Here is a 25,347-nt window from a genome sequence, read left to right on the forward strand (position 1 = left end):
GCTTCGCGAAGACGAGGCTTCGCTTGTGAACTAGTTACTTCTCAAACGAAGAACACGCGCTCGACGGTCCACCACAGGGCCACGGCGCCAATGAGCACCGACACCGGCACCACCACGCGCTGCTTGTACCAGGGCTTGCGGCCGTACCATTTGCCCACCAGAAACCAGGCGAGCAGAATGATGGTAACCTGGCCCAGCTCCACGCCCACGTTAAAGCTGATGAGTGCCTCCACGAATGCGTGTTTGGGCAACCCGATTTCGGCCAGCACGCCGGCAAAGCCTAACCCGTGCAACAGCCCGAAGGCAAAGACCAGGGCAATGCGCCAGGGCTGTAACCGGTCGGTAAGCAGGTTCTCGACGGCCACAAAGAGGATGGAAAGCGCAATAAGCGGCTCTACTACCGACGGCAGCGGTTGTACCACGCCAGCCGCCGCGAGGCCCAGAGTTATGGAGTGCGCCACCGTAAAAGCCGTGGCCTGCCACAGCACCGGTTTCAGCCGCGGCTCCAGCACAAACAACCCCAGGATGAACAGAATGTGGTCGAGCCCCAGCGGCAGTATGTGCGTAAAGCCCACCTCGAGGTAACCCAGTACCACATCGGTGCGCGAGAGTTTACTTAAGTCGGTGTTCAGCTTGTGCGCCTCGGCCAGCACGGGCAGCAGCACAACCCCCAGCAGCAACAGCGCGGAGCGCAGGCGAAGCAACGGCAGCCGATTACGGAACATGTAGAGCAGGATTGGCTAGCGCGCGGCAGTTAACATGGGCTCCTCACCGGCGTCGGTGAGCAAGTGCGGATTCAGCGTACGAGCCTGCTGAATGAGAGCCTGGCCTTCGGCTGGTTTGCCGCTGCGTAGGGCAATGCAGCCTGCACGGTACAGCAGCTGCGGGTTTTTGCTGCCGGTACGGCGGGCCAGGGCCATGTGCTTTGCCGCTTCGGCGTACTCGCCGCGGCGGTAGTGCACCCAAGCCATGGTTTCGCACACGTCAATATTATCGGGGCGGCGCTCGTACTCAATGCGGGCGTGCTCCAGGGCTTTGTCGAGCTGGTTGGTTTTCAAGTAGGCGTAGGCCAGCTCGCGGTCGGAATAGTGGCCAAGCTCTTCGTTTTCGTCGGCGGAGTTAGCCTCGGCCGCCAATTCTTTTATCACTGCTTTTGCGGCTTGCGCGGCACGTTGGGGCTGCTTGCTGATGCGGTAAACATCGGTCAGCTCGTCCATGAACGCGTAGTCGCGAACCAGCTGGTGAGCTTGCTTTAAGTGCTTGATGGCGGTGGCATAGTCGCCGCGGGCGCGGGCCGTGCTGGCCAAACCAGCCAGCGCATACGCGTAGTTCGGGCGAGCAGCCAGGGCTTTTTGGTACTCGGCATCGGCGCGTTCCAGGTCGCCGCTGTTTTCGTGGAGGCGGCCCAGGGTTACGCGGCTCCATTCGGTTTGCTCCAAGCCGGCTACACCGGCTTTAACGGCCATGTCCATGGCTTCTTTGGCGCCGGCCACGTCGCCGTGAATTTCGCGCAGGTAGGAAACCCGGGCGTAAGCGCGCAAATCGGGACGCAGCTGGTTCATGCGGTCGGCAGCCTTTACGGCTTCGTCGTAATGACCCAGTTCCACGTGCGCATCGCAGAGTAGCCCCTGCACGAAGGCGTTCGAATGATTCAAGGCTTCGGCTTTTTCGGCCAGGGCCAAACCTTGCGAAAAGTGGTGCTGCGAGAGGCAGATAACGGCCTTGGTGCACAAAGCCTCAAAATTTTCCGGTTCGCGGTTCAGTACTTCGTCCACCAGCTCCATGGCGGCGGCATCGTAGTACGTATGGTTGCCGGTTATGCGGCCCTCCTGAATGTAGGCTTGCGAAAGCAGCAGGCGGGCTTCGTGGTCTTTGGGATTTTTGCGCAGGCGGGCTTGCAAGCCGTTCACGGCATTGCGCGTATTCAGCCATTCGCCCCCCAAGGCCAAGGAGCCTTGGCGGGCTTGCAGCTTGGGCACAGGGGCCGTGGGGCGGCGCAAGAGCAGCGCGCCGGCCGCCGCCATAAAACCCACAATCAGCAAAGTATACAGAATGCGTCGGCCTGTGGTCATAGCGTCAGGTCGTTGAGGAGAAGTAGTAGCAAAGGAAAAACGTTACGTGAGTTGCGCACGCGTCCGGCCGCCTCACGGCGGCCGGACGGTTAAGCACAAATGGCAATGGGTTTACTAGTTGGTGGTGTGCACCAGCTTCACGGTTTGCAGCATGGTTTTGCCCGTAGAGAGCGTAGCCACGTACATGCCCGCCGCGAGGCGCTTGGGCATCCAGTTAAACTCGTACGTACCGGCCCGTACCATCTTGTCGCGCACCGGCGTATCGATTACGCGGCCGTTCAAGTCGGTGATGGTGATGGTCACGTTCATACGCTGCTTTACCTCGTACGTGAACGTGGTTTGGTCCACAAACGGGTTTGGGTAGTTCTGCGCGAGCGAAGCCAGCTCCGGCTTCAGGTTTAAGCCACCGTTAGCCGTGCGCTGGGCCAGGGCAATGCGCTGGGCGTTGGTACCGCTCCAGGGGCCTTGGGAGAAGGGGAATGCCGCCTTGAACGTGGTGTCGTTGGCCGTGATGCCGGCGTTAAATCCTACTACGCTCAGCAGCTGCGGCGTCACCGGGCTGGCCGTGGTAGCGGTGTAGTCGTCGTAGAACAGGCCGATGGCAGCCAGTACGGCACCACCCACGGCTTGCAGCTCGATGCGGGTCACGTCGTCTTCCAAACGACGGCCGTTCGGGAAGCCGTCCATGTTCGGAATCATTTGAATGTTGGCGTTGGCGTTGTAGCGCGGGTCCGTCAGGCCCAGTACAGCCGCTTGCAGCAAACCTTCCGAGCTGAAGTCGGGCGAGTTGCGGGGCGTGGGCGGTACAGCCATGTTCAGGCGCAGCATGTCGCCGCCGGGGTTAGCCGCCGTGGCATTGGCCAGCAGGAAGTTGTTGATGAACGGCTTGCCCGGGGAAAGCGGGTTACGCGGCGTTTTGCCGGTGGCCAGCTGGTACGGGGGCAGGTTGGGCACACCGGTGTGGAAAATCGGCAGGATGTCTACCGAACGCGGTTTGCCGGCGCGCAGCAAGTACGGCCCGAATGCGTTCGGCGCCAAGGCCGTGTTGGCCAGGGCCGCGTTGCCTACCAGGCCCGACAAGCCGGCGGCACCGTTGCGGAAGTCGAAACCGTTGGCGGGCAAACCGGGGCTGCCGGCCAGGGAGCGAGTCTGTATGCGCAGCGGGCTCAAACCAGGAACAGCGGCACCAAAGTAGGTTTGGCCGTTGGCCATGCCTTCGGCCATGTACAGGCCCAGCTCGGGGTTCGAGAGGTTATCGTCGGTGGAAGCGGCCTCGTTGTAAGGCGTGCGGGCGTTCCAGGCGTCTTTCTGGCCAATGGGGTTGATTACCTCGTTGGTCAGCGGCATGCCCAGGCGCGACACCTGAATGTAGTTGCCGGTGTGGGTTTGCGTGCCGTCGGCGTTCAGCGTCCGCAGTGCCGGGCGGCTGGCCGAAGCCCACACGCCAATTACGTAGTTCGGGTCCAGAATATTGGTAGCGGCCGAAACCGGCTGGCCGGTGCGCTGCAAGACCGTGATGGGAATTTGCAGGGCAATGGCGTGGGTGTTCTTGCGGGCCAAACCGTCGCGGGCCTGGCCGGGAGGCCGAATGCCGCCGAGGTCAAAAATACCGCCCAGATCAGCAAAAAACGGGTCGTCGGTAGGGCCGCAGAACACTTTCGTGCCGTTGCCCAGCGTCTGAATAGCGCTGGTCATGAGCGCCGTGTACGAACCGGCGTTCAGACCGGCGGCAGTGGTAATGGAGCGCGGGCCCACATTGGGCGGCGGCACAATTCCGTTGGTAATAACCGAGGTAAAGGCGCCCCCGGCCAAGCTCTGCTCCATCGTGTAGGTCGTCTTCAGGTTTTGCTGGCCCAGACGGATGTTGAAGAACGTGGTGGGGTCCTGGTTGGTGCGCGTAAACGTGAACCGATAGGTAATGTCGTCGCCGGCGGTAGCCGGGTTGTTCTTAATGTGAATCTCATACCGCACGTTTTCGCCGAACGTGTTATAGTTCGGGCCGCCCTGCGGCAGCTCCAGCGGAATGTAGTTGGCAATGATGGTGACGCTTTCGGTGCCGTCGGGGCTGCGGAAAGCGTAGAGGTCGGTGTTGTCGGCCAACGGGTCGTCGGCAATCAGCGGGGCCTCTCGGTGACTCGATGCTTCAAGGCTATTGTTTTGGCCACTCCAAGCCAGCACACCGAGTAAGGTGCTGCAGGAGATGCCCAGAAGCCAAAGTGGACGGAAACGGTTTTCCATAGGTAAGCGGTTTAGGGTTGGTAAGAGAAATGGTAATCGAAAACGCTGAGGAAAAAGCCCGCTTCCAACTGTATTCGCGCACCGTACCGTAATGGCAAGGAGGTACAATTACCGCTTTGGGCGGGGCAGCTGAAGGAGTTTTCTGCCTTGCCCAACCGGGGCAAGACGAGGGGGAGTTGGGTACGCTGATGAGTCGATTTTAGGAAACCGACCCCAATGCGCTGCGGCCAAGTGCGGGGCTACAACGTATGCGGCAAGGAGCGTGGCATTGCGGCTGAACCGCAAAAAGTGCGAATAAGCAGCTTAGCCTCTGATACAATTAGCAGATCTACGGTGTAGTTATAGGTTTGGATGTAAGAGTTCCACGGTTTTCATGTTTATTTTTAATAGTTGTTAAAACCCACTATTCCGCTTAAACAACTAAGCATTTTGTCGGTTTAGCTTCGCTTGCTACGCGCTTGGCCCGGCCGCATGCGTTCAGGCACCCGCAGTCTTTTCGTCGTAGTTTTGCGACCCGCCGGCCTCCTTCCTTTTCCCAGCCGCGTCTTATGGCCAAAGTATCCATCAACCTGTCTACCGGCTCACTGCAGCAGGCCGAAATCATCGTCGGTATCGACTTGGGCACCACCAACTCGCTGGTCGCATACATTCATCCGGAGAATCGGCAGCCCATAGCCATTAACGACCAAGGTCGCGGCACCATCGTGCCCTCCGTAGTACACTTCCCGGCCGATGGCTCCTCCCCCATCGTGGGCAACGAAGCGCGGCAGTATTTGGAGCTAGCGCCGCAAAACACCATTTATTCGGTGAAGCGGCTGCTGGGCAAATCGTACAAGGATTTGGGCAACCATGCCGGCGAGCTGGGCTACAAAGTCATCGACGACGACTCGGAAGGCCTGGTGAAAATTCGGGTGCAGGACCGCTTCTACTCCCCCATCGAGCTGTCGAGCGAAATCCTGAAGGAGCTGCGCGCCCGCGCCGAGCACGCGCTGAAAACGCCCGTGAACAAGGCCGTAATTACCGTGCCGGCCTATTTCAACGATTCCCAGCGCCAGGCCACCCGCGACGCCGGCCGCCTCGCCGGCTTGGAAGTGCTGCGCATTGTTAACGAGCCCACCGCCGCAGCATTAGCTTACGGCATTGGCCTGAGCCCCGACGACGAGAAAACCGTGGCCGTGTATGACCTCGGCGGCGGCACCTTCGATATCAGCATTCTGCACCTGCACCAAGGCATTTTTGAGGTACTGAGCACCCACGGCGACACCTACCTAGGCGGCGACGATTTCGACCGCGCCGTGGTCGACCATTGGGTGGCCCAGCACGACCTGCAAAGTGCCGAAGCTGCCGATCCGCAGTTCAAGCAGCGCCTGCGCCTGCTGGCCGAGCAGGCCAAGCGTCACCTTAGCCAAGCCGACACTTTTGGAGCAGCCCTCACCGGCGAGGTAAACGTGCAGCTTACCCGCGCCGAGTTCGACCGTCTTATTCAGCCCTTGGTGGAGCGCACCATGGTTTCGTGCCGCCAAGCCCTGGCCGATGCCAAGCTGGAGCCCACTGCCTTGGATGCCGTACTGCTGGTGGGCGGTTCTACCCGCGTGCCACTGGTGTACGATACGGTTTCGGCCTTTTTCGGGCAGCCGGCCAACAACTCCCTCAACCCCGACGAAGTGGTGGCCCTGGGCGCCGCCATTCAGGCCGATATTCTGGCCGGCAACCGCCGCGACATTCTGTTGCTCGACGTGACGCCGCTCACGCTGGGCATCGAAACCCTGGGTGGGCTGATGGACCCCATCATTCCGCGCAATTCCAAGATTCCCACCAAAGCCGGCCGCCAGTACACCACTTCCGTGGACGGACAGGTAAACATGAAGATTTCGGTGTACCAGGGCGAGCGTGACCTAGTGCAGGAAAACCGTAAGCTGGCCGAATTCGACCTGCGCGGCATTCCCGCTATGCCTGCCGGCCTGCCTAAAATCGACGTCAACTTCATTCTGAACGCCGACGGCATTCTGAAAGTGGAGGCGCTGGAATTGCGCTCCGGCGTAAAGCAGAGCATCGAAATCAAGCCCCAGTACGGCCTCACCGACGAGCAGGTGGAGCAAATGCTCATGGACTCGCTCACCCACGCCAAGCAGGACGTGGCCGCCCGTATGGTCATCGAAGCCCGTACCGCCGCCGAGCAGATGTTGTACCAGGTTGAGCGGTTTCTGCAAACCAACGGCCAGCACCTTACGGAAGACGAAATCAGCCAGACCCGTGCGCAAGCCGAAGTACTGCGCGGTACCCTCGGCAGCGGCGACAAAGACGCCATTTACCGCGCCGTCGACGATTTGGAAGCCCTGACCAGCCCCTTTGCTGAGCGCGTCATGCAAATTTCTATTAAACAGGCCATGACGGGTAAGAAGATTATCTAGCCCTGATTTACCCTATGTTTAGCGCCCGGACGGCACAGTTTTCATAGCTGCGCCGCCCGGGCGTTAAACGTTATTGCGCTACCAATACCTTAGCCCCATGAACCCGCACCTCGCCCGCCTCGCCCACATTGCTCAGCAGCCCAGTCGCCGCATTATTGGTCTGATGTCGGGCACTTCCCTTGATGGACTGGATGTGGCTCTGTGTCGCTTAGAAGGCAGCGGCACCGCTTCGCAGCTTACGCTAGAGCAGTTCAGCACCGTGCCGTACGAAGATGAGGTGCGCACGCGCATACGGCGGGTATTTGCGCAGGCGGAAGTTTCGTTAGAAGAGTTGACCTTACTTAACGCGTGGCTGGGCAAGCTGCACGGCCAACTGGTGCTCGACTGCCTCCAGAGCTGGGGAATCAGCCCCGCAACCATTGACGCTATAGCCAGCCACGGCCAAACGGTGTACCACGCGCCCCAGCACCAACACCAGCGCCCGGACTACCCGCTGAACGCCACCCTGCAGATTGGCGACGCCGACCATTTAGCCGTGCGCACTGGTGTAATTACCATCAGCGACTTTCGGCAAAAGCACATTGCGGCCGGGGGCGAAGGCGCGCCGCTGGCCGCGTACGGTGACTACCTGCTTTACTCGCAAGCGGGCGAAGAACGGCTGCTGCTCAACCTCGGTGGCATTGCCAACTTTACCTACCTGCCCGCCTCACTCAACCCCGAACTGGTGTTCAGTACCGACGTTGGCCCTGGCAATACCCTTCTCGATGCGTTTGTGCGCGAATTGTTTCCGGGGCACCACTTCGACCCAAACGGCGAGTTTGCGGCGGCTGGCACCATTCACCAAGGGCTGCTGAACGCGTTGCTGGCCCACGACTTTTTTGGTGCTGGCCTGCCCAAAACCACCGGCCCCGAGTTGTTCAGCCCCGCCTACGTGCGCGCCGCACAGCAACGCAGCCGTACCGAAAACATTTCTTCGCACGACTTACTAGCCACGCTCACCGAGTTTAGCGCCCAAGGCGTGAAGCAAGCGGCGGAACTGGCGTTCGGTCCCGAGCCGCAGGCGGCGGTGTACGTGAGCGGCGGTGGCATGCACAACCCCACGCTGCTGCGCGCTATTCAACGCCTGCTGCCCGCTTGCCGCTTCGCCGATACAAACGTGCTAGGTGTAGCGCCCGATGCCAAAGAAGCGGTGTTGTTCGCGGTGCTGGCCAACGAAACGCTTTGCGGATCGGGGGTAGCCATTGGCGCGGGGCGCCAGCGCATTCCGGCCGTGTCGTTAGGCAAGATTTCCCTACCGGGCTAGTTGCTGCGCGGAGCCACTGCCGGGCTGGTACGCTGGGGAGCCGGAATCAGCGTAAAACTCAGCACCTGCGTGGCGGCCGAGTCCCGAAACGTTACGTCCATCTGCACCTTAGGCACTTTGGCGGTGGTGTCGCTGCGGAACATGAAGGCGTAGAAGAAACGTGAGTCGTCTGTGTCGCCGATGCGCACGCCTAGTTTGTACAGGTCAATGGTCGGCCCGAAACGTTTGCCCTGCTCGTGCAGTGGCTGGGCTACTTCCTGAAAACGGGCGGGTGTGAGTCCCGTGCGCACTTCCGGCGCTAGTAAGGCGTAAGCCTGCGCGTACTCGCCGCGTAAAATGGCCAGGCAGAAGTTGCGGGCCACGCGCACTTGCGTTGCGGGTGTAGCGGCATCGGCTGGTGCGGTCGGGGTTGCGGTTATGAGCAAGCATACCAACAGCAGCAACGCTAATCGGCCGAAACGCGAGCAGGATTCAGGAGCTTGGTTCATTGAGTTCAGCAACGTGTGCCGCCGGGCTTTGGTGCAAGCCCGGCAAAGAAATCGGCGGTACCGGCCGTGGAATTGCTTCCTTGGCCAGTACCGCCGATTTGTTCAACCGGATTTGCGTACCCGGCGCAGCTATGGCTCTTAGTGGAAAACCACCCGCCGCACGGCGTTCAGGTTTTTGCCCGAGATGCGCAAAGTGTACACGCCATGTGCCAAGCCGTCGGTGTCAAACACCACCGGCGCGGCACCGGGACGCAGCGTGACCTGTCGGCGGCTTACTACCTGGCCCACGCTGTTGAGCAGCGTCAGCTCAGCTTCCGTGTTAGCCCCCTGACCGGCAAAGTGCACCGCGAAGTCCTGGCCGTTCACCACGGGGTTTGGGTATAGGCCAATGGCGAAACCTGCGGTTTGTTCCCGTACGGCCGTGCCCACGGTTACTACCAGCGGACGGCTCACGAGGTTGTTCTGCTCGTTGCTTTCCGTAATCTGGCTTTGGGCATCCACTACGTACAGCAAGAAGTAGTTGCCTGGAACTGTACCAGCCGGTACCGTTACAGTATTCGAGCGGGTGTTACCGGCTCCGGCAGCCATGGCCGTGTACGACACGCTGCGCAGCAACACGTCGTTGGCGCTCAGCTGATTGTCGGTGGAGAGGTAGTAGGCCAGCGTGTGTACACCGGCATCCACCTGACCCAGGTTTTCATGAAAGCACGTGGTAACTACCACGTTACCGGCGGCTACCGTGCCCGGAGCTACCGTCGGCGAGCTAAGGGCCAGATCGGGAGCAGCGCCCTGAACCGTTATGGCAATGGGCGTGGCTACGTTGTTGTTCTCGTTGGTTTCGGGCACCACACCGCCGCCATCGGCTACGCAGAGCAGGTAGTAAGCGCCCGTAGCCACGTTTGAGGGCACGGTAACGGGGCTGCTGCGCGAAACCGTTTGGCCGTTGCTCAACGAACCGCCCCCAATGGTACCAATGAGTCGGTCACTGGCATCGAGGGTTGTGTTTGTGGAGAGGAAGTAGCTCACCGGCGAGCTGCCGGCAATTCCCGGACCGATGTTCGAAATGGTGAAGCTGGCCGTCATTTGGCCACCGGACGCCACCGTAGTGGGCGTGGCGGAAGCTTGGGTAATGGTCAGGTCGGGCAGCGCCGTGGTGAAGCAGGAAATGGTTGCCTCAAAACCGGCGCTGGTTACGCTGCCGTCGGTGGTAAACACAATGGTAAGGGCGCCGCTAGTGTTCTGGGCCGAGGCCGTAATAACACCGGGGTTGGCAGTGCCCGTAAACGAGCCCAACTGGGGCGCCTGTGCAGTGGGGCCGTCGTAAACGCGCACGTAGTCGAAGCCGTTTTCCAGCGAGAAGAGCGTGAACGTGAGGCGCACCTTAGCCCCGGCAGTAGCTGGGTTAATGACCAATGTACCACTGGCCCCGTTATCGTAATCGTCGGTGCCGCCGTGGTCGTACACCGTGTTGCTGCACGTAGTAACACTGGCCTGCGACAGGTAGGGTACCACCAGCCCGTTAAACGGAGCCGTAATGGTGAGCGGAATGTTGGCTACGTTGTTCTGCTCGTTGGTTTCGCTGATGATGTTCGTGGCATCGGCCGCAAACAGCACGAAATAGGAGCCGGGCGTGGTGGCGGCGGGAATGGTAACCGAGCCGTACACCACTTGGCCATTGCCGGCCGTTACAGGAAATACCGGCGTCGTGCCAATGGCCACGTCGTTGGCGCTCAGGGTTACGTCGGTTGACAGGTAATAACCCAACGTACTGTTGTTGGCCGTGGTGGTTCCCTGGTTCACAACCGTTGCATTGGTTTGCAGCGTGGCCCCGGCTGCTGCCGAAACGCGCGACAGGAATGGCTGTTGCACCGTCAGGTCGACGCCGGGTGCTACCACTGTCAGCTGCGCGCTGACGACGTTGTTGTTCTCGTTGGTCTCGGTTACCTGGTTCAGCGGGTCGGCTACGAACAGCACGAAGTAGGAGCCCACGGCCGTGTTGGCCGGAATCAGCACGTTTACCGAACGCGAAGAGCTGCTGTTGGCGTTCAGCGGACCACCGTTGGTGGATTGGCTGAGCAGCACGTCGCTTGCATCCAGCGTGGCATTCGTTGAGAGGTAGTAGCCAACGTTCGAACTCAGCGCCTGGGTGTTGCCTTGGTTGAAAATGGTCACGAAAGTCCCCACCGTGTTGCCCGAAGCTGTAGTTTGCGGGTTCACCGATGGCTGGTACATGGCCAAATCAACGTTGGGCGTAATAATGGTCAGGAATCGGCTGCGCACGTTGTTGTTCTCATCTACTTCGCTCACCTGGTTGAGGTGGTCGGCCACGAACAGCACGTAATAGTTGCCCGGGGCGGTACCCGCGGGCACCGTGATGTTAGTGCTGCGGTAGCTGCTGCCGCCCCCAAAAAGCTGTCCACCCGTTGAGGAGCCCATCAGTTGGTCGCCGGAATCGAAAGTGGTATTGGTAGAAAGGTAATACCCCAGATTGCTGGTGGCCGCCGTCAGGTTGCCCAGGTTCACTACGTAAGCCGCAACGCCCACGGTAGTGCCCGCTGTGGCTGTCGAGTTAAACAGCTGCTCCTGCTGAACCGCCAGGTCCACCCCCGAAGGCGCTACCGTCAGCGGCGCGCTGGCTACGTTGTTGTTCTCGTTGGTCTCGGTTACCTGGTTAAGCGGGTCGGCCACAAACAGCACGAAATAGTTGCCGGGTGCGGTACTCGCAGGTACGTTAAACGAACCGTAGCGCGAAGACGAGCTGAACCCGAAGAGAGTGAAGCCGGTGGTTTGGCTCAGCAGCACATCGGCCGCGTCCAGGGTGGCGTTCGTCGATAGGTAGTACCCCACCGTGGAACTGCTGGCGGTGGAATTGCCCTGGTTATAGATGATGCTGTACGCGTTAACCAGCGCACCGGCCTGCGTAGTCGTAGGCGCGATGGATGGTTGCTGCATTACCAAGTCCACCGAAGCCGGCAGTACCGTGAGTGGGCGGCTGCGCACGTTGTTGGTTTCGTCTGCTTCGCTCACCTGGTTGAGGTGGTCGGCCACGAACAGCACAAAGTAGTTGCCGGCCGCTGTGGCCGATGGAATAGTAAGCGTTGCGCTCCGGTAGCTGGTCTGGCTGGCTCCTAACGTGGTACCCGAGGCGGCCGACAGCAGTTGGTCGTTGGCGTCTAAGTTCGTGTCGGTGGAGAGGTAAAAGCCCACACTGCTCGACGCTGCGGCCGTTGTTCCTTGATTGAAAACGAAGGCGCCAGCTGAAACAGCGTTGCCCGCCGTTACGCTGCTTGGACTAAGCTGCTCCTGCTGCACCAGCAGATCCACGTTGGGCGTGGTTACCACCAGCTGCACGCTGGCTACGTTGTTGCTTTCGTTGGTTTCGCTGACCTGGTTTTGGTAATCGGCCACATACAGCACGAAATAGCTGCCCGGCGTGGTACTCGCCGGAATGTTAATGCCGGCAAACCGCGAGCTGGGAAAACCCGGTGTGAGGGTACCTCCGAAAGATGCCGTCAACAGCTGGTCGTTGGCATCCAGCGTAGTGTTAGTCGATAGGTAATAGCCCACGCTGCTGCTCGCGGCTGTGGCATTGCCCTGGTTGAAAATACTGCACGCGAAGTTCACAAAGGCTCCCGGCGTAGTAACGGCCGGGTTCAAGCCCGGCTGCTGAATCACCAGGTCTACCGCAGGCTGGGTTACCACCAGCGCCGCCGCCGCTACGTTGTTGGTTTCGTTGCTTTCGTTTACCTGGTTTTGGTGGTCGGCTACAAACAGTACAAAGTAGCTACCCGGCGTGGTGGAGGCCGGTACAAAGACCTGCGTTAAACGAGACGACGATTGCCCGGCGGCTAACGCTCCGCCAAAGCTGGAACCCAGCAGTACGTCGCCGGCATCTAGGGTATTGTTGGTTGATAAGTAGTAGCCCAGGTTGCTGCTGCTGGCAGTTACCCCGGCCAGGTTTACCACGTTGCTACTAACGTTCACGCTGCCGCCGGCTACCGTTGAGCCGGGCGTTACCACTGCGCCTTGCACGGCCAAATCGGCCTGCGGCACCGATGTCACGCAGCCGACAGCCGCCGTAAAACCGTTCAGGTTCACCACGCCGTCACTGGTTAAACGCAGCGTGAGGGCGCCGGTCGCATTGCTCGCGTACAAGGTGCCAGGAGGAAAGTTGCTATCGAAGCTTCCCAGCAGGGGCGCGGAGGTAGAAGCACCATCATACACAAATAGCCGATCGTAACCGCTTTCCACCTCGAATTGGCTAAAGATCAGTCTGATCTTGTTGCCCGATATGGCAGGTGAAATCGTTAAGGTGCTGTTCTCCCCGTTGGTATAGGGGCCGTTGGCGCCGCCGCTGTCGTAAAGCGTACCACTGCAGGTGGTAATGGAGGCCGAACCCGAAGTTGGCATCTGGTAGGTCTGAGCACTGGCCTGCAATCCTAAACATGCCAGAAGCAGGCACATAGCAATGCGCAGCGTGTTGCTAAAACACCCTGGGTAACCGTTTGTCATAAGGTAGAAAAGAAGGTAAGCTGAAGCATAAGGGCACCAGACAAATGGCACCGGTTACAAAAATAATACAGTAAATGAGCGGGGCTAGTAAACTCTGAATAAAAATTATCCAGTTCAGAATTTACTCTTCTACTTCCTGCGGCACCAGAATAAAGACATCTTCGCCGGGCTTTTTCATCACGTACTTCTCGCGGGCAAATTTCTCCAGCATCTCCGGGCTGCTGAGCAGTTCGGTTCGGTCTTGCTTCACTTCCGCAATCTTCTGCGTGTAATAATCACGCTCGGTACGTAAGTCCTGCCACTTGTCGTACATGTCGTATTGCTTCATTAGGTCGTTGGCGTCGAAGAGCACCATCCATACCAAAAAGGCTACTCCCGTCAGAAAGTAGAAGCTACGCAGAAAGCGCGGAACGCGGTCGAAGAAGTCAGGCAAACGCATAACATAAAAGTACACACAAAAACGGCCGGACTGCAGCAGCAGCCCGGCCGTTTATTGCCTTCTCGTGGTCGAACTACATCTTACGACCGGGGTAGTACGCAATTTCGCCCAGTTCCTGCTCTATGCGCAACAGCTGGTTGTACTTGGCCATCCGGTCGGAACGGGACATGGAACCGGTTTTGATCTGACCGCAGTTCAGCGCCACTGCCAGGTCAGCAATGGTGTTGTCTTCCGTCTCGCCCGAGCGGTGACTCATAATGCTCTTGTATTGGTGCCGGCGGCCCAGGTTAATGGCATCAATGGTTTCGGTGAGGGAGCCGATCTGGTTTACCTTAATCAGAATGGCGTTGGCCACACCTTTCTCAATGCCTTCCTGAATGCGCTTCACGTTGGTCACGAACAGGTCGTCGCCTACCAGCTGTACTTTGTCGCCCACGGCATCGGTCAGCTGCTTCCAGCCGCTCCAGTCGTCTTCGTCCAAGCCGTCCTCGATGCTGATGATGGGGTACTTCCGGGTCCACTCGGCCCAGTAGTTCGCCATTTCGCTCGACGTCAACTTGTCGCCCGAACTCTTCTTGAAGTGGTAATGACCATCGGAGTAGAACTCCGAAGCCGCCGCGTCCAGCGCAATCATCACGTCGTCGCCGGGCTTGTAGCCAGCAGTTTCAATGGCCTGCAGTACTACTTCAATAGCGGCTTCGTTCGATTCAATGTTCGGCGCAAAGCCGCCTTCGTCACCCACGTTCGTGCTCAGGCCTTTCTTCTTCAGTACAGCCTTCAGGTGGTGGAAAATTTCCGAACCCCAACGCATAGCCTCTGTGAACGACTCTGCTCCTACCGGCATAATCATAAACTCCTGGAAGTCGATGGAGTTGTCGGCGTGCGAGCCACCATTCAGAATGTTCATCATGGGCACCGGTAGCGTGGAGGCGTTTACCCCACCCACGTAGCGGTACAGCGGCATGCCGGCTTCCTGCGCCGCGGCACGGGCCACAGCCAGCGAAACACCCAGAATAGCATTAGCGCCCAGGTTGGCCTTGTTCGGCGTACCGTCCGACTCAATCATGATACGGTCGATCAGGCTTTGCTCGAATACCGAGAAACCTACCAGCTCTTCGGCAATCTTGCTGTTCACGTTGTCTACCGCCGTCAGCACGCCCTTGCCCATGTACTTGCTTTTGTCGTCGTCGCGCAACTCCACGGCTTCGTGTTTACCCGTAGAAGCGCCCGATGGCACCGCAGCACGGCCCACTACGCCATTTTCGGTGGTCACGTCTACTTCCACGGTCGGGTTTCCGCGCGAGTCAAAAATCTGGCGGGCGTTAATGGCAGCAATAATGCTCATGTCAGCAAGGGTAAAGGTGAGAAGATGAAGGCGGTTTGGGGATTCCGCCGGGTTTACGCATTAATTTGGGCCGAAGCGTATTCAACCCGCTGCGACAAAGAAACGCAAGCGCGTGCGAACGGCCTAAAAAAGACAAGGGGACGAACCCCGTAGGATTCGTCCCCTTGTGCTTAGTGTCTCGAAAGACCGTTCATTTACGAAGCAGCTTCTTCGCCTTTCTCTTCGCGGGTCTCGCCTTCTTTCAGCGTGTCCGTGGCGGTGTCAGCAGGAGCTTCTACGTTCGTAGTAGCAGCCGGAGCGTCGGTCGAGGCAGCAGCTACCGGAGCGGCAGCACCTTCGGCCTTCTTGCCACCGCGGCGCGAACGACGGGTAGTGGCTTTGGCCGTACCAGCGTTTTTGGCTTCGAGGAGGGTTTCGTTGTAGTCCACCAACTCCATTACGCACATATCAGCGTTGTCACCGGCGCGGCCGTCGCTCAGCTTGATAATGCGGGTGTAGCCACCGGGGCGGTTAGCTACTTTGGCTGCCACGTCGCCGTACAGCTCCTTCAACGACTCCTTGTTCTGCAGCAGGGCAAACACCGTGCGGCGGGAGTGAGTCGTGTCGTCTTTCGAACGGGTCAGGATGGGCTCTACGTACTTGCGCAGTTCCTTGGCTTTAGCCACCGTGGTAGTAATGCGCTTATGCAGGATCAGCGACGAAGCCATGTTCGACAACATGGCGGCGCGGTGGGAGGCCGTGCGGCCGAGGTGGTTGTTTTTTTTACCGTGTCTCATCGGACAAAAGAAAAATGAAGTGGGTGTACTTGCGAGCGGTAGCCACGGCGGACCGAAGCCTCATTTGAACCGCCGCCCCTTGGGCACACTGGTTAAAAAGCAAGTGGTGAACCCAGCCGCATTGCGCCAGGTTCACCACTAAGGGTATTTGTTAGTCTTCTTCGAGGCGGAACTTCGCCACGTCCATGCCGAAGTGCAAGCCTTTTTCCTCTACGAGGTTTTCCAGCTCAGTCAGCGACTTCTTGCCGAAGTTGCGGAACTTCATCATGTCGGCCAGGTCCAGCTGTACCAAGTCGCCCAGCGTCTTGATGTCAGCAGCCTTGAGGCAGTTGTAAGCACGAACCGAAAGGTCCATATCCTGCAACGGCGTCTTCAGCACCTTGCGCATGTGCAGCGTTTCCTCGTCCACGCTCTCCTCTTCTTCCGGCTTGGAAGTTTCGAAGGTCATCGTGTTGTCCGAGAACAGCATGAAATGCTGAATCAGGATGTTGGCAGCACCTTTCAGCGCGTCCTCTGGGTGAATCGAACCGTCGGTCTGAATTTCGATCAGCAGACGCTCGTAGTCGGTGCGCTGCTCCACACGGGTGTTTTCTACCGAGTATTTCACGTTCTTGATAGGCGTGAAAATAGCATCGATGGAAATCTGACCGAAGATCTGGTCGTTGGGCTTGTTCTCCTCAGCAGGAACGTAGCCACGGCCCTTCTGAACGGTGAATTCAAACTCCAGCGACGTTACGCTCGGATCAACGTGGCAAATGATCAGCTCGGGGTTCAACACCTCAAAACCATTCGTGAACTTGTTGATGTCGCCGGCCGCGAAGGTGTCCTGACCGCTGATGCGAACCGTGATTTTGTCTTCGATAACATCGTTGATCTTCTTGAACCGAACTTGCTTCAGGTTCAAGATGATTTCCGACATATCTTCAATCACGCCCTCGATGGTCTGGAACTCGTGCAACACGCTGTTCGTGCGCACCGTGGTGATGGCGTAACCCTCGAGCGACGACAGCAGGATGCGACGCAGCGCGTTACCAATCGTTACGCCGTAACCCTTCTCCAGCGGTTTGAACTCAAACGTACCGTAGAAGTCGTCGGATTTCTCCATCACGACCTTCTCCGGCATTTGAAAAGCGAGAATTGACATAGATGCGGATGTAAGGGATGTTAAGTGGAAGAAGCAGGCAATGCAGGAGCCGGCCCTGCCCAAGATAGCTCTCGGGCAGTAACCGGCTCACTGTCAGGCTTACTTCGAGTACAGTTCGACGATCAGCTGCTCCTCGATTTTCTCGGGAATCTGGTCGCGCTGCGGGGCCGAGATAACCTTACCGGCCAGCTCTTTGCCGTCCCACTCCAACCAGCCGAAAGCACGCGAGTTGCGCACCGACAGGCTCGTGGTAATGGCTTCCAGCGACTTCGACTTTTCGCGAACCGCAACGATAGCACCCGGCTTCACGTGGAACGACGGGATGTTTACCACCTCACCATCAACCGTGATGTGCTTGTGCGACACCAGCTGACGGGCAGCGCGGCGCGTTGGAGCAATGCCCAAACGGTACACCACGTTGTCGAGACGCTGCTCCAAGAAGGCCAGCAGGTTTTCACCGGTGATGCCCGGCTTACCAGCAGCCTTGTCGAAGAGGTTAGCGAACTGCTTCTCCAGCACCCCGTAGAGGTACTTCACTTTTTGTTTCTCCATCAGCTGCACGGCGTATTCCGACTGCTTCTTGCGGCGGCCGCGGCCGTGCTGGCCGGGAGGGTATGCTTTCTTAGTAAGAGCCTTGCTCGGGCCGAAGATGGCTTCCCCGAAGCGACGGGCAATCTTAGTTTTTGGGCCGGTATAACGTGCCATTTCAGAGAGGTGATTTTTCTGGAAAGAAAAGTAAACTGCCTGGCCAGCGCGCTGGCTCCCTCACGGGGCGAGCATAGCCACGCGTCTGCCGTTACTCAGACGCGGCGACGTTTGGGCGGACGGCAGCCGTTGTGCGGCAGCGGCGTCACATCGCGAATAGTTGTTACCTCCATGCCCATGTTCTGGAACGTGCGGATGGCCGACTCACGACCAGCGCCCGGGCCTTTCACAAACACCTCTACCTTGCGCATACCCAGGTCGTAAGCAACCTTGCCGCAATCGTTAGCTGCCGTTTGAGCAGCGTACGGGGTGTTCTTCTTCGAGCCACGGAAGCCCATTTTGCCGGCCGAAGCCCACGAAATCACCTGGCCGTTGTTGTTCGTAACCGAGATGATGATATTGTTAAACGAGGCCTTGATGTGCACCTGTCCGGTGGCTTCCACCTGGACGACGCGCTTCTTGGCTTTGTCTTTTCTCTTTTGTGCCATTTGGTTATCGCAGAAAAGGCGAGAGGTGTTGGCGCCAGTGGATTATGGAAGGCCCGGCGCCGATTCCCGCTATTGGTTATTTGGTAGCCTTCTTCTTGTTGGCAACGGTTTTCCGTTTGCCTTTGCGGGTGCGCGTGTTGTTCTTCGTACGCTGACCCCGAACCGGAAGGCCCTTGCGGTGACGGAGGCCACGGTAGCAACCGATGTCCATCAAACGCTTAATGTTGAGCTGTACTTCCGAGCGCAGAACGCCTTCCGTCTTGTACTCCGCCGCAATGATGCTACGGATTTCACCAGCTTCGGCTTCCGTCCATTCCGTCACCTTCTTGTTCAGGTCTACACCTGCTTTGGTGAGGATGGCTTGAGCGGCCGAGCGACCGATGCCGAAGATGTACGTGAGGGCGATTTCGCCGCGCTTTTTGTCCGGGATGTCTACCCCTGCAATACGTGCCATGTTCTTGTGCTGCTAGTGTGGCTTAACCCTGACGCTGCTTGTAACGCGGGTTCTTTTTGTTGATCACGTAAAGTTTGCCTTTACGACGAATCACTTTGCAGTCGGCGCTGCGCTTCTTTACCGATGCTTTGACTTTCATGTCGCGGGGTTATTTGTAACGGTACACGATTCGGCCCTTCGACAAATCGTAGGGCGACATTTCGAGCTTTACTTTGTCGCCAGGCAGAATCTTGATGTAGTGCATGCGCATCTTTCCGGAGATGTGCGCAATTAACTGGTGCCCGTTCTCTAACTCCACGCGGAACATGGCGTTCGAAAGGGCTTCCAAGATGGTTCCGTCCTGCTCAATCGACGACTGTTTGGCCATAAGGCTGCTGTAAAGCTTTTTCTATGTAAGCGAAGGAGGTTAAAATCTCCGCTTTGTTTTGACGAATGACTACGGTGTGCTCGAAGTGTGCCGAAGGCAGGCGGTCCTTGGTACGGATGGTCCAACCGTCTTTCTCCTGCACGACTGCTTTGGTGCCGAGATTAACCATCGGTTCAATGGCCAATACCAATCCACTTTGCAATTTAAGGCCTGCACCACGCTTACCGTAGTTTGGGACTTCGGGCCGTTCGTGCAGGCTCTTTCCGATACCATGCCCCACTAGTTCCCGTACGACCGAGTAACCCCGCTTCTCCACATGATCCTGGATTGCAAAGGCTAAGTCGCCCATACGGTTGCCAGCTATAGCTTGCTCAATGCCGGCATACAAAGAATCCTTTGTAGCATCGAGCAAGGCTTTCACTTCGGGCTTCACTTCCCCGACCGGGTAAGTATAGGCGCTGTCACTGTGGTAGCCGTTGAGCTTTACGCCGCAGTCTACCGAAATAACATCACCGCTTTTGAGGACGAAGTCACCCGGAAAGCCGTGTACCACTACCTCATTCGGGGAGATACACAGACTGAACGGAAAACCGTTGTACCCTTTAAAAGAAGGTTGCGCGCCATGGTCCCGGATGAATTCCTCCGCGCGCTTGTCCAGCTCACGCGTAGTCACTCCTTCCCGAATCATGCCCGCAACTTCTCCGTGCGCCTGAGCCAGCACTTGCGCGCTGGCTCGGATGAGTTCGATTTCTTCTTCGGTTTTGTACAGTATCATTTCTAAGAGGCCAGCGCGATATTTTGCGCGCGACCTTTCAGCTTGCCCGTTTTCATCATGCCATCGTAATGACGCATGAGCAAGTAGCTTTCAATTTGGTTCATGGTATCGAGTACCACACCCACCATAATGATTAGCGACGTGCCACCATAAAAGGCAGAGAACGGGCGAGTGATGCCAAACAACAATGCAATGGCAGGAAAGATTGCAATCAACGCCAAGGCAATTGCACCCGGTAGTGTTATGTGGGTCAGCACCTCGTCGATATACTCGGAGGTAGCATCGCCCGGTTTAACACCCGGTACAAAACCACCACTACGCTTCAAATCATCCGCGATTTGCTTGGGATTGACGCTAATGGCAGTGTAGAAGTACGTGAACAGAATAATCAACGTAGCAAAAACCACATTGTACTGCCACGATGTGTAATCAGAAAATTTCTGCCCGATAGCCGTTGCTATTTCGCTGTCCTGGTTCCACGCTGAAGCAGCAATGGCCGGAACGAACATGAGCGACTGCGCGAAAATGATCGGCATTACGCCGGCCGCATTCACTTTGAGCGGAATAAACTGACGCTGAGCGTTCAACTGGCTTACGCCACCTACTTGCTTGGCATATTGTACCGGGATGCGACGTACTGCTTGGGTAAGGATAATAACACCCATTACCACAAAGAACAACACGGCCAGTTCAATCAGGAATATCAGCGAACCACGCATGCCTTTAGCAGCTGCTTCACCAATAATGGCCCCGGGAAAGCGCGACACGATACCGATCATAATGATCATCGAAATACCGTTGCCGATGCCTTTATCGGTAATCTTCTCGCCCAGCCACATGCAGAACAGCGTGCCAGCGGTCAGAATAATCATCGTGGATACCGTGAAAAACACACTGGTATCAACAATGGCGTCCTGATTGATGGTAGCAATGAAACCAATCGACTGCGCCATCACAATAGGAATGGTGAGCAGACGAGTGTACTGGTTAATCTTCTTCCGACCCGATTCGCCTTCCTTCTGGAGCTTCTGGAAGTACGGAACGGCTATCGTGAGCAATTGCAACACAATAGAAGCCGAAATGTACGGCATGATGCCAAGGGCGAAAATGGAAGCGTTGCTGAACGCGCCGCCAAGCAGCGTATCCAGCAAGCCAAAAACTCCCCCCGATTCCGAATCCAGACGGCTCGGATCGACACCCGGCAGCACAACGAAAGAACCCAGCCGGTAAATGGCAATGAAAAACAGGGTATTGAAAATCCGGGCCCGAAGGTCCGGAATTTCAAAGATGTTCTTAACCGTTGTGATAAACTTGTTCATGCCGAACAGACTTACAGCGTCACTGCTTTGCCACCGGCCTTCTCAATGGCTTCAACAGCCGATTTCGAGAAAGCGTGAGCGTGTACTTCCAGAGCGGTGGAAACTTCACCACGGCCCAGAACTTTGATCTTGGCGTTTTTCGAAGCCAGACCGTTAGATACGAAATACTCCGAGTCCATCAAGGTCGTCTGACCTTTCTCGTTCAAGGCCTGCAGCACATCAAGGTTGATGGCTTTGTACTCGACACGGTTGATGTTCTTGAAGCCAAACTTCGGGATACGACGCTGCAAGGGCATCTGGCCACCTTCGAAGCCGGACTTCTTAGAGTAACCCGAACGCGACTTGGCGCCTTTATGACCACGCGTCGAGGTACCGCCGCGCGTCGAGCCTTCACCACGGCCCAAGCGCTTGTTGTTGCGCACGGAGCCTTCAGCGGGCTTTAGATTGCTGAGATTCATGATCGTGGTAGGTCTACAGTTCGGTTACTTCAATCAGGTGACCAACTTTGGCCACCATGCCGGCTACGGCCGCGGTGTTTTCCACTTCGCGGGTCGCACCGATTTTCGTCAGGCCTAAAGCCTGCATCGTGCGCTTCTGCCGCTCGGGGCGGTCAATTACGCTGCGCACTTGTTTGATTTGAATCCGTGCCATCGTCGCTTAGCCGTTAAACACTTTGTCGAGGCTGATGCCGCGTTGCTGGGCAACTTGCATCGGGTCGCGCATTTTATTGAGGGCGTCGAAGGTAGCCTTAACCACGTTGTGGGGGTTCGAGGAGCCTTTCGACTTCGCCAGTACATCCTTGATGCCGGCGCTTTCGAACACGGCACGCATAGCACCACCAGCAATTACGCCGGTACCAGCAGCGGCGGGCTGTACCAAAACGAAACCGCCCGAGTACTTGCCTTCCATTTTGTGAGGCACCGTGTGCTTGTACATCGGCACCTTCACCAGGTTCTTCTTGGCGTCGTCAATTGCTTTGGCAATTGCGTCGGTTACTTCGTTGGCTTTGCCGAGGCCGTGGCCTACGGTGCCGTTGCCGTCACCTACTACTACGATGGCCGAGAAGCTGAAGCGACGACCACCTTTTACCACCTTCGCTACGCGGTTGATGGCAACTACTTTTTCCTTCAGGTCAGACTCCGAAGCCTTAACCGTGGGTTTATTTTGCTCGCGCATAGCTTAGAATTTGAGGCCGCCTTCGCGGGCACCTTCTGCCAATGACTTCACGCGGCCGTGGTAGAGGTAACCGGAACGGTCAAATACTACCTGCGTGATACCCTTCTCTTGGGCGCGGGAGGCCAGCTCCTTGCCCACGGCAGCTGCCGTAGCTACCGGCGTTTCGCCGGCGGATACGTGCTTCGACGAAGCAGCCACGATGGTGCGGCCTGCGGTGTCGTCGATGATCTGCGCGTAGATGCCCGTGTTGCTGCGGAATACCGACAGGCGGGGGCGCTCGGACGTGCCGGCCACCTTATTACGGATGTGGCGCCGGATCCGAAGTCTTCTCTCTGCTTTAGTTACAGCCATTGTGCTCGGTTATTTCGAGGCGGTCTTACCAGCCTTGCGACGAATCTGCTCACCCACGAAACGCACACCTTTGCCTTTGTAAGGCTCAACTTTGCGCAGCGAGCGAATTTTAGCGGCTACCTGACCGATCAACTGTTTGTCGATGCTGGTCAAAGTGATGATCGGGTTTTTGCCCTTCTCAGTCACAGCCGTTGCGGTTACTTCCTTTGGCAGAGCCAGGAAGATGTTGTGCGAGTAGCCCAAAGCCAGTTCCAGCAGGCTGCCGGTAGCGGTGGCTTTGAAACCTACACCTACCAGCTCAAGCTGCTCGGTGTAGCCGGTGCTTACACCGGTAATCATGTTGTTAATAAGGGAGCGGTACAGGCCGTGCATGGCCTTGTGACGCTTCTGTTCCGTAGGACGCTCCACTAAGATGGAACCGTCTTCGGTGCGAACAGTAATGTCGCGGTCAACGGGAGTTTTCAATTCCCCTTTAGGACCCTTTACCGTTACTTCGTTGTCGTTGCCGACGGTCAGCTGCACGCCCGAGGGCAGGCTGATCGGGAGTTTACCAATGCGGGACATATCTTCTCTTCTCTCTCGCTTAGTACACGTAGCACAGCACTTCGCCGCCCACGTTCTCGTTTTTGGCCTCCTTCTCCGTCATTACCCCTTTCGAGGTCGACAGAATCGCAACACCCAAACCGCTCAATACGCGTGGCAGGTTCTCCACGTGAGCGTAGGTACGCAGACCCGGCTTGCTGATGCGCTCCAATTTCTGGATAGCCGGTTTCTTGGTTACGGGGTGGTACTTCAGGGCGATTTTAATCGTGCCTTGTACCGATGAATCATCAAACCGGTAACTCTGAATGTACCCTTTTTCGTAGAGCACTTTCGTAATTTCCTTCTTGATGTTGCTGGCCGGAATCTCTACAACCCGGTGATTCGCCTTAATGGCGTTGCGGACCCGGGTCAGGTAGTCGGCAATCGGATCTGTGTTCATTTGGATGTTTAAGAGGGCTCCCCGCGTTTAGGGAACCGCAAAGGTAGGAAAATTTCACCACCACTTAGACCAGTGATGGTGAAATTTTCGGTTAAGACTACTTGGCATTCACGGCGAAAGCCGCAGCCAATGGTTTCTTTCGGCAACCTGCCAAATGGGTGATACTTCCAAGGAAGCATCAGATAACTCTGGTTTACTGGAGAAGCCTTGCGGCTGCTTACCAGCTGGCCTTCGTTACACCGGGAATTTTACCAGCCGAAGCCATTTCGCGGAACGTTACGCGGCTGATGCCAAACTTGCGCATGTAACCACGGGGACGGCCGGTCAGCTTACAACGGTTGTGCAGGCGCACGGGCGAAGCGTTACGGGGCAACTTGTCGAGGCCTTCGTAGTCGCCGGCGGCTTTCAGGGCCTTACGCTTTTCAGCGAACCGAACAACCAGCGCTTCACGTTTCCGCTCTCTTGCTTTTACAGATTCCTTAGCCATTTGTCAGCTTATTTCTTGGCGTTGGCAAACGGCATCCCGAAGGCGCGCAGCAGCTCGTAGCTCTGCTCGTCGTTTTCAGCCGTCGTCACGAAGGTGATGTCCATACCGGCAATTTCCTTGATCTTATCGATCGAAATTTCCGGGAAAATGATTTGCTCCTTAACGCCGAGGGTGTAGTTACCACGGCCATCGAAGCCTTTGTCGCTGATGCCTTTGAAGTCGCGTACGCGGGGCAGAGCAACGGTCAGCAGACGGTCGAGGAATTCGTACATCTGCTCACCACGCAGCGTTACGCGGGCGCCAATCGGCATACCCTCGCGCAGCTTGAAGTTCGAAACCGAACGCTTCGCGATGGTCGGCACAGCTTTCTGACCGGTGATGATGGTCAGCTCGTCCACGCCATTGTCAACCAGCTTCTTGTCGGCTACTGCCTTACCAATACCCCGGTTGATGCAGATTTTGCTGATGCGCGGCACCTGCATGCTGCTTTTGAACTGGAATTTCTCCTGCAGCTGCTGGCGAATCTCCTTGTTGTATATGTCTTTGAGTCGAGCCATTGTCGTTGGGCCTAATTAGGCTTTATTAGAATCAACCAGCTTGACGTTGCTCACGTGAATGGGAGCCTCGATCTTGGTGATGCCACCCTGGGGCGACTTTGCACTGGGTTTATTGTGCTTGGTCACCAGGTTCAGGCCCTCCACGATTACGCGCTGGGTGGTACGGTTTACCGACTTGATAACGCCGGTCTTGCCACGCTCGTCACCAGCAATAACCAGGACGTTGTCACCGGTTTTCACGTGCAACTTTACGGGCGCTGCTTTTGCTTTCGTTGCCATTGGTTAGAGAACTTCAGGAGCCAGCGACACGATTTTCATGAACTGCTTCTCGCGCAGTTCGCGGGCTACCGGCCCGAAGATACGCGTGCCACGCGGCTCGTCGTTGTTGTTGAGCAGCACGGCGGCGTTGTCGTCGAAGCGGATGTACGAACCGTCTTTGCGGCGTACTTCCTTCTTCGTGCGAACTACCACAGCTTTCGATACGGCACCCTTCTTGGCATTGCCCGAGGGGATGGCCGACTTGATAGCTACGACAATTTTGTCGCCTACCGAAGCATACTTCTTGCCCGTGCCACCTAGGACACGGATGCAGAGTACTTCTTTGGCGCCGCTGTTGTCGGCTACCGTCAGACGGGATTCTTGCTGGATCATCTTACTTGGCTCGCTCTACGATTTCAACCAAACGCCACCGCTTCCGCTTGCTCAGCGGACGGGTTTCCATGATGCGCACCGTATCGCCTTCACCACACTCGTTGTTTTCGTCGTGGGCGGTGAACTTGGTCGACTTCGACACGAATTTGCCGTAAATCGGGTGCTTCATTTTGCTTTCAACCACAACCACGATGGTCTTATCCATCTTGCTGCTGGTTACGCGGCCGACGCGCTCTTTGCGCAGGTTACGCTCTTCCGTAGCGACGCCCTGCTGTTCTGCGTTGTTTTCCATTGCTTACTTATCAGC

The 25,347-nt window shown here is 57.3% G+C and carries 28 protein-coding genes and 1 pseudogene; 2 read left to right on the forward strand and 27 right to left on the reverse strand.

All coding sequences use genetic code 11. The annotated features are described in order from the left end of the window. Positions 1-41: 41 nt before the first annotated feature. From ABD903_RS05795 to ABD903_RS05805, 3 genes are all read right to left on the reverse strand, one after another. Positions 42-725 carry a HupE/UreJ family protein gene (locus ABD903_RS05795; protein ID WP_345222212.1) on the reverse strand — a complete coding sequence of 228 codons (684 nt, stop codon included), beginning with the start codon at positions 723-725 and terminating at the stop codon, positions 42-44. A gap of 15 nt (positions 726-740) precedes the next feature. Further along, complete coding sequence (locus tag ABD903_RS05800; protein WP_345222214.1) at positions 741-2,072, reverse strand: tetratricopeptide repeat protein; 1,332 nt, start codon at positions 2,070-2,072, stop codon at positions 741-743. Between the two features lie 114 nt (positions 2,073-2,186). Next, the gene (locus ABD903_RS05805; protein ID WP_345222216.1) at positions 2,187-4,310 is read right to left on the reverse strand and encodes a DUF4331 domain-containing protein; all 2,124 of its coding nucleotides are present in this window, start codon (positions 4,308-4,310) and stop codon (positions 2,187-2,189) included. Positions 4,311-4,858: 548 nt separating this feature from the next. On the opposite strand from ABD903_RS05805, the gene hscA reads away from it, so the two are divergent. Together hscA and ABD903_RS05815 are read left to right on the forward strand one after the other, a co-directional pair. Continuing rightward, positions 4,859-6,721, forward strand: coding sequence for a Fe-S protein assembly chaperone HscA (hscA, locus tag ABD903_RS05810; RefSeq protein ID WP_345222218.1), 1,863 nt, complete (start codon positions 4,859-4,861; stop codon positions 6,719-6,721). A 97-nt stretch (positions 6,722-6,818) separates the two neighbouring features. Beyond that, positions 6,819-8,024 (forward strand): anhydro-N-acetylmuramic acid kinase, encoded by a 1,206-nt coding sequence (locus ABD903_RS05815; RefSeq protein ID WP_345222220.1) that lies wholly within the window; start codon positions 6,819-6,821, stop codon positions 8,022-8,024. Here ABD903_RS05815 and ABD903_RS05820 read toward each other — a convergent pair. The 24 genes and pseudogenes from ABD903_RS05820 to rpsQ form a co-directional block, all read right to left on the reverse strand. Beyond that, complete coding sequence (locus ABD903_RS05820) at positions 8,021-8,512, reverse strand: hypothetical protein (protein ID WP_345222222.1); 492 nt, start codon at positions 8,510-8,512, stop codon at positions 8,021-8,023. The two genes, ABD903_RS05815 and ABD903_RS05820, sit on opposite strands and share 4 nt — an antisense overlap. Positions 8,513-8,650: 138 nt before the next feature. Continuing rightward, positions 8,651-13,024: a CARDB domain-containing protein gene (locus ABD903_RS05825; RefSeq protein ID WP_345222223.1), complete on the reverse strand. Its 4,374-nt coding sequence runs from the start codon at positions 13,022-13,024 to the stop codon at positions 8,651-8,653. 121 nt (positions 13,025-13,145) lie between these two features. Then, entirely contained in the window at positions 13,146-13,463 is a 318-nt protein-coding gene (locus ABD903_RS05830; protein WP_345222225.1) for an FtsB family cell division protein, read from the reverse strand. Between the two features lie 73 nt (positions 13,464-13,536). Then, positions 13,537-14,808 carry a phosphopyruvate hydratase gene (eno, locus tag ABD903_RS05835; protein WP_345222227.1) on the reverse strand — a complete coding sequence of 424 codons (1,272 nt, stop codon included), beginning with the start codon at positions 14,806-14,808 and terminating at the stop codon, positions 13,537-13,539. A 194-nt stretch (positions 14,809-15,002) separates the two neighbouring features. Next, a complete protein-coding gene (gene rplQ / locus ABD903_RS05840; protein ID WP_345222228.1) occupies positions 15,003-15,584 on the reverse strand; it encodes a 50S ribosomal protein L17 in 582 nt (193 codons plus the stop codon). Positions 15,585-15,735: 151 nt separating this feature from the next. Beyond that, positions 15,736-16,728: a DNA-directed RNA polymerase subunit alpha gene (locus tag ABD903_RS05845; protein ID WP_345222230.1), complete on the reverse strand. Its 993-nt coding sequence runs from the start codon at positions 16,726-16,728 to the stop codon at positions 15,736-15,738. 99 nt (positions 16,729-16,827) lie between these two features. Next, on the reverse strand, positions 16,828-17,433 hold the full coding sequence (gene rpsD / locus ABD903_RS05850) for a 30S ribosomal protein S4 (RefSeq protein WP_345222231.1): 606 nt from the start codon (positions 17,431-17,433) through the stop codon (positions 16,828-16,830). 95 nt (positions 17,434-17,528) lie between these two features. Further along, positions 17,529-17,921: a 30S ribosomal protein S11 gene (gene rpsK / locus ABD903_RS05855; protein WP_151078193.1), complete on the reverse strand. Its 393-nt coding sequence runs from the start codon at positions 17,919-17,921 to the stop codon at positions 17,529-17,531. Positions 17,922-17,997: 76 nt separating this feature from the next. After that, positions 17,998-18,375, reverse strand: a complete 378-nt coding sequence (gene rpsM, locus ABD903_RS05860; protein ID WP_345222233.1) for a 30S ribosomal protein S13 — start codon at positions 18,373-18,375, stop codon at positions 17,998-18,000. 22 nt (positions 18,376-18,397) lie between these two features. Beyond that, a complete protein-coding gene (gene ykgO / locus ABD903_RS05865; RefSeq protein ID WP_034256541.1) occupies positions 18,398-18,514 on the reverse strand; it encodes a type B 50S ribosomal protein L36 in 117 nt (38 codons plus the stop codon). Positions 18,515-18,523: 9 nt separating this feature from the next. Beyond that, a complete protein-coding gene (gene infA, locus ABD903_RS05870) occupies positions 18,524-18,742 on the reverse strand; it encodes a translation initiation factor IF-1 (protein ID WP_078013177.1) in 219 nt (72 codons plus the stop codon). Continuing rightward, positions 18,720-19,517 (reverse strand): type I methionyl aminopeptidase, encoded by a 798-nt coding sequence (gene map, locus ABD903_RS05875; RefSeq protein ID WP_345222238.1) that lies wholly within the window; start codon positions 19,515-19,517, stop codon positions 18,720-18,722. Before map ends, infA begins: the two co-directional genes overlap by 23 nt. 2 nt (positions 19,518-19,519) lie before the next feature. After that, the gene (secY, locus tag ABD903_RS05880; RefSeq protein ID WP_345222239.1) at positions 19,520-20,836 is read right to left on the reverse strand and encodes a preprotein translocase subunit SecY; all 1,317 of its coding nucleotides are present in this window, start codon (positions 20,834-20,836) and stop codon (positions 19,520-19,522) included. Between the two features lie 11 nt (positions 20,837-20,847). After that, complete coding sequence (gene rplO, locus ABD903_RS05885) at positions 20,848-21,294, reverse strand: 50S ribosomal protein L15 (protein WP_345222241.1); 447 nt, start codon at positions 21,292-21,294, stop codon at positions 20,848-20,850. 13 nt (positions 21,295-21,307) lie between these two features. Beyond that, entirely contained in the window at positions 21,308-21,487 is a 180-nt protein-coding gene (gene rpmD / locus ABD903_RS05890) for a 50S ribosomal protein L30 (protein WP_345222242.1), read from the reverse strand. 6 nt (positions 21,488-21,493) lie between these two features. After that, on the reverse strand, positions 21,494-22,012 hold the full coding sequence (gene rpsE / locus ABD903_RS05895) for a 30S ribosomal protein S5 (protein ID WP_151078199.1): 519 nt from the start codon (positions 22,010-22,012) through the stop codon (positions 21,494-21,496). A gap of 3 nt (positions 22,013-22,015) precedes the next feature. Next, positions 22,016-22,363, reverse strand: coding sequence for a 50S ribosomal protein L18 (rplR, locus tag ABD903_RS05900; RefSeq protein WP_345222244.1), 348 nt, complete (start codon positions 22,361-22,363; stop codon positions 22,016-22,018). A gap of 9 nt (positions 22,364-22,372) precedes the next feature. Then, positions 22,373-22,927 (reverse strand): 50S ribosomal protein L6, encoded by a 555-nt coding sequence (gene rplF / locus ABD903_RS05905; protein WP_345222245.1) that lies wholly within the window; start codon positions 22,925-22,927, stop codon positions 22,373-22,375. Positions 22,928-22,946: 19 nt separating this feature from the next. Continuing rightward, positions 22,947-23,345 carry a 30S ribosomal protein S8 gene (gene rpsH / locus ABD903_RS05910; RefSeq protein WP_345222247.1) on the reverse strand — a complete coding sequence of 133 codons (399 nt, stop codon included), beginning with the start codon at positions 23,343-23,345 and terminating at the stop codon, positions 22,947-22,949. A 217-nt stretch (positions 23,346-23,562) separates the two neighbouring features. Further along, positions 23,563-23,832, reverse strand: coding sequence for a 30S ribosomal protein S14 (gene rpsN, locus ABD903_RS05915; RefSeq protein WP_151078203.1), 270 nt, complete (start codon positions 23,830-23,832; stop codon positions 23,563-23,565). A gap of 8 nt (positions 23,833-23,840) precedes the next feature. After that, the gene (gene rplE / locus ABD903_RS05920) at positions 23,841-24,389 is read right to left on the reverse strand and encodes a 50S ribosomal protein L5 (RefSeq protein ID WP_345222249.1); all 549 of its coding nucleotides are present in this window, start codon (positions 24,387-24,389) and stop codon (positions 23,841-23,843) included. Positions 24,390-24,419: 30 nt separating this feature from the next. After that, positions 24,420-24,668, reverse strand: a pseudogene (gene rplX / locus ABD903_RS05925) (50S ribosomal protein L24); the annotation flags it as partial. A 3-nt stretch (positions 24,669-24,671) separates the two neighbouring features. Next, on the reverse strand, positions 24,672-25,040 hold the full coding sequence (rplN, locus tag ABD903_RS05930; protein WP_110976717.1) for a 50S ribosomal protein L14: 369 nt from the start codon (positions 25,038-25,040) through the stop codon (positions 24,672-24,674). Position 25,041: 1 nt separating this feature from the next. Then, entirely contained in the window at positions 25,042-25,332 is a 291-nt protein-coding gene (rpsQ, locus tag ABD903_RS05935) for a 30S ribosomal protein S17 (protein WP_151078206.1), read from the reverse strand. Between the last annotated feature and the right edge of the window lie 15 nt (positions 25,333-25,347).

Origin of the sequence: Hymenobacter koreensis (genome assembly GCF_039541855.1) — a bacterium.
Taxonomy (GTDB): domain Bacteria; phylum Bacteroidota; class Bacteroidia; order Cytophagales; family Hymenobacteraceae; genus Solirubrum; species Solirubrum koreensis.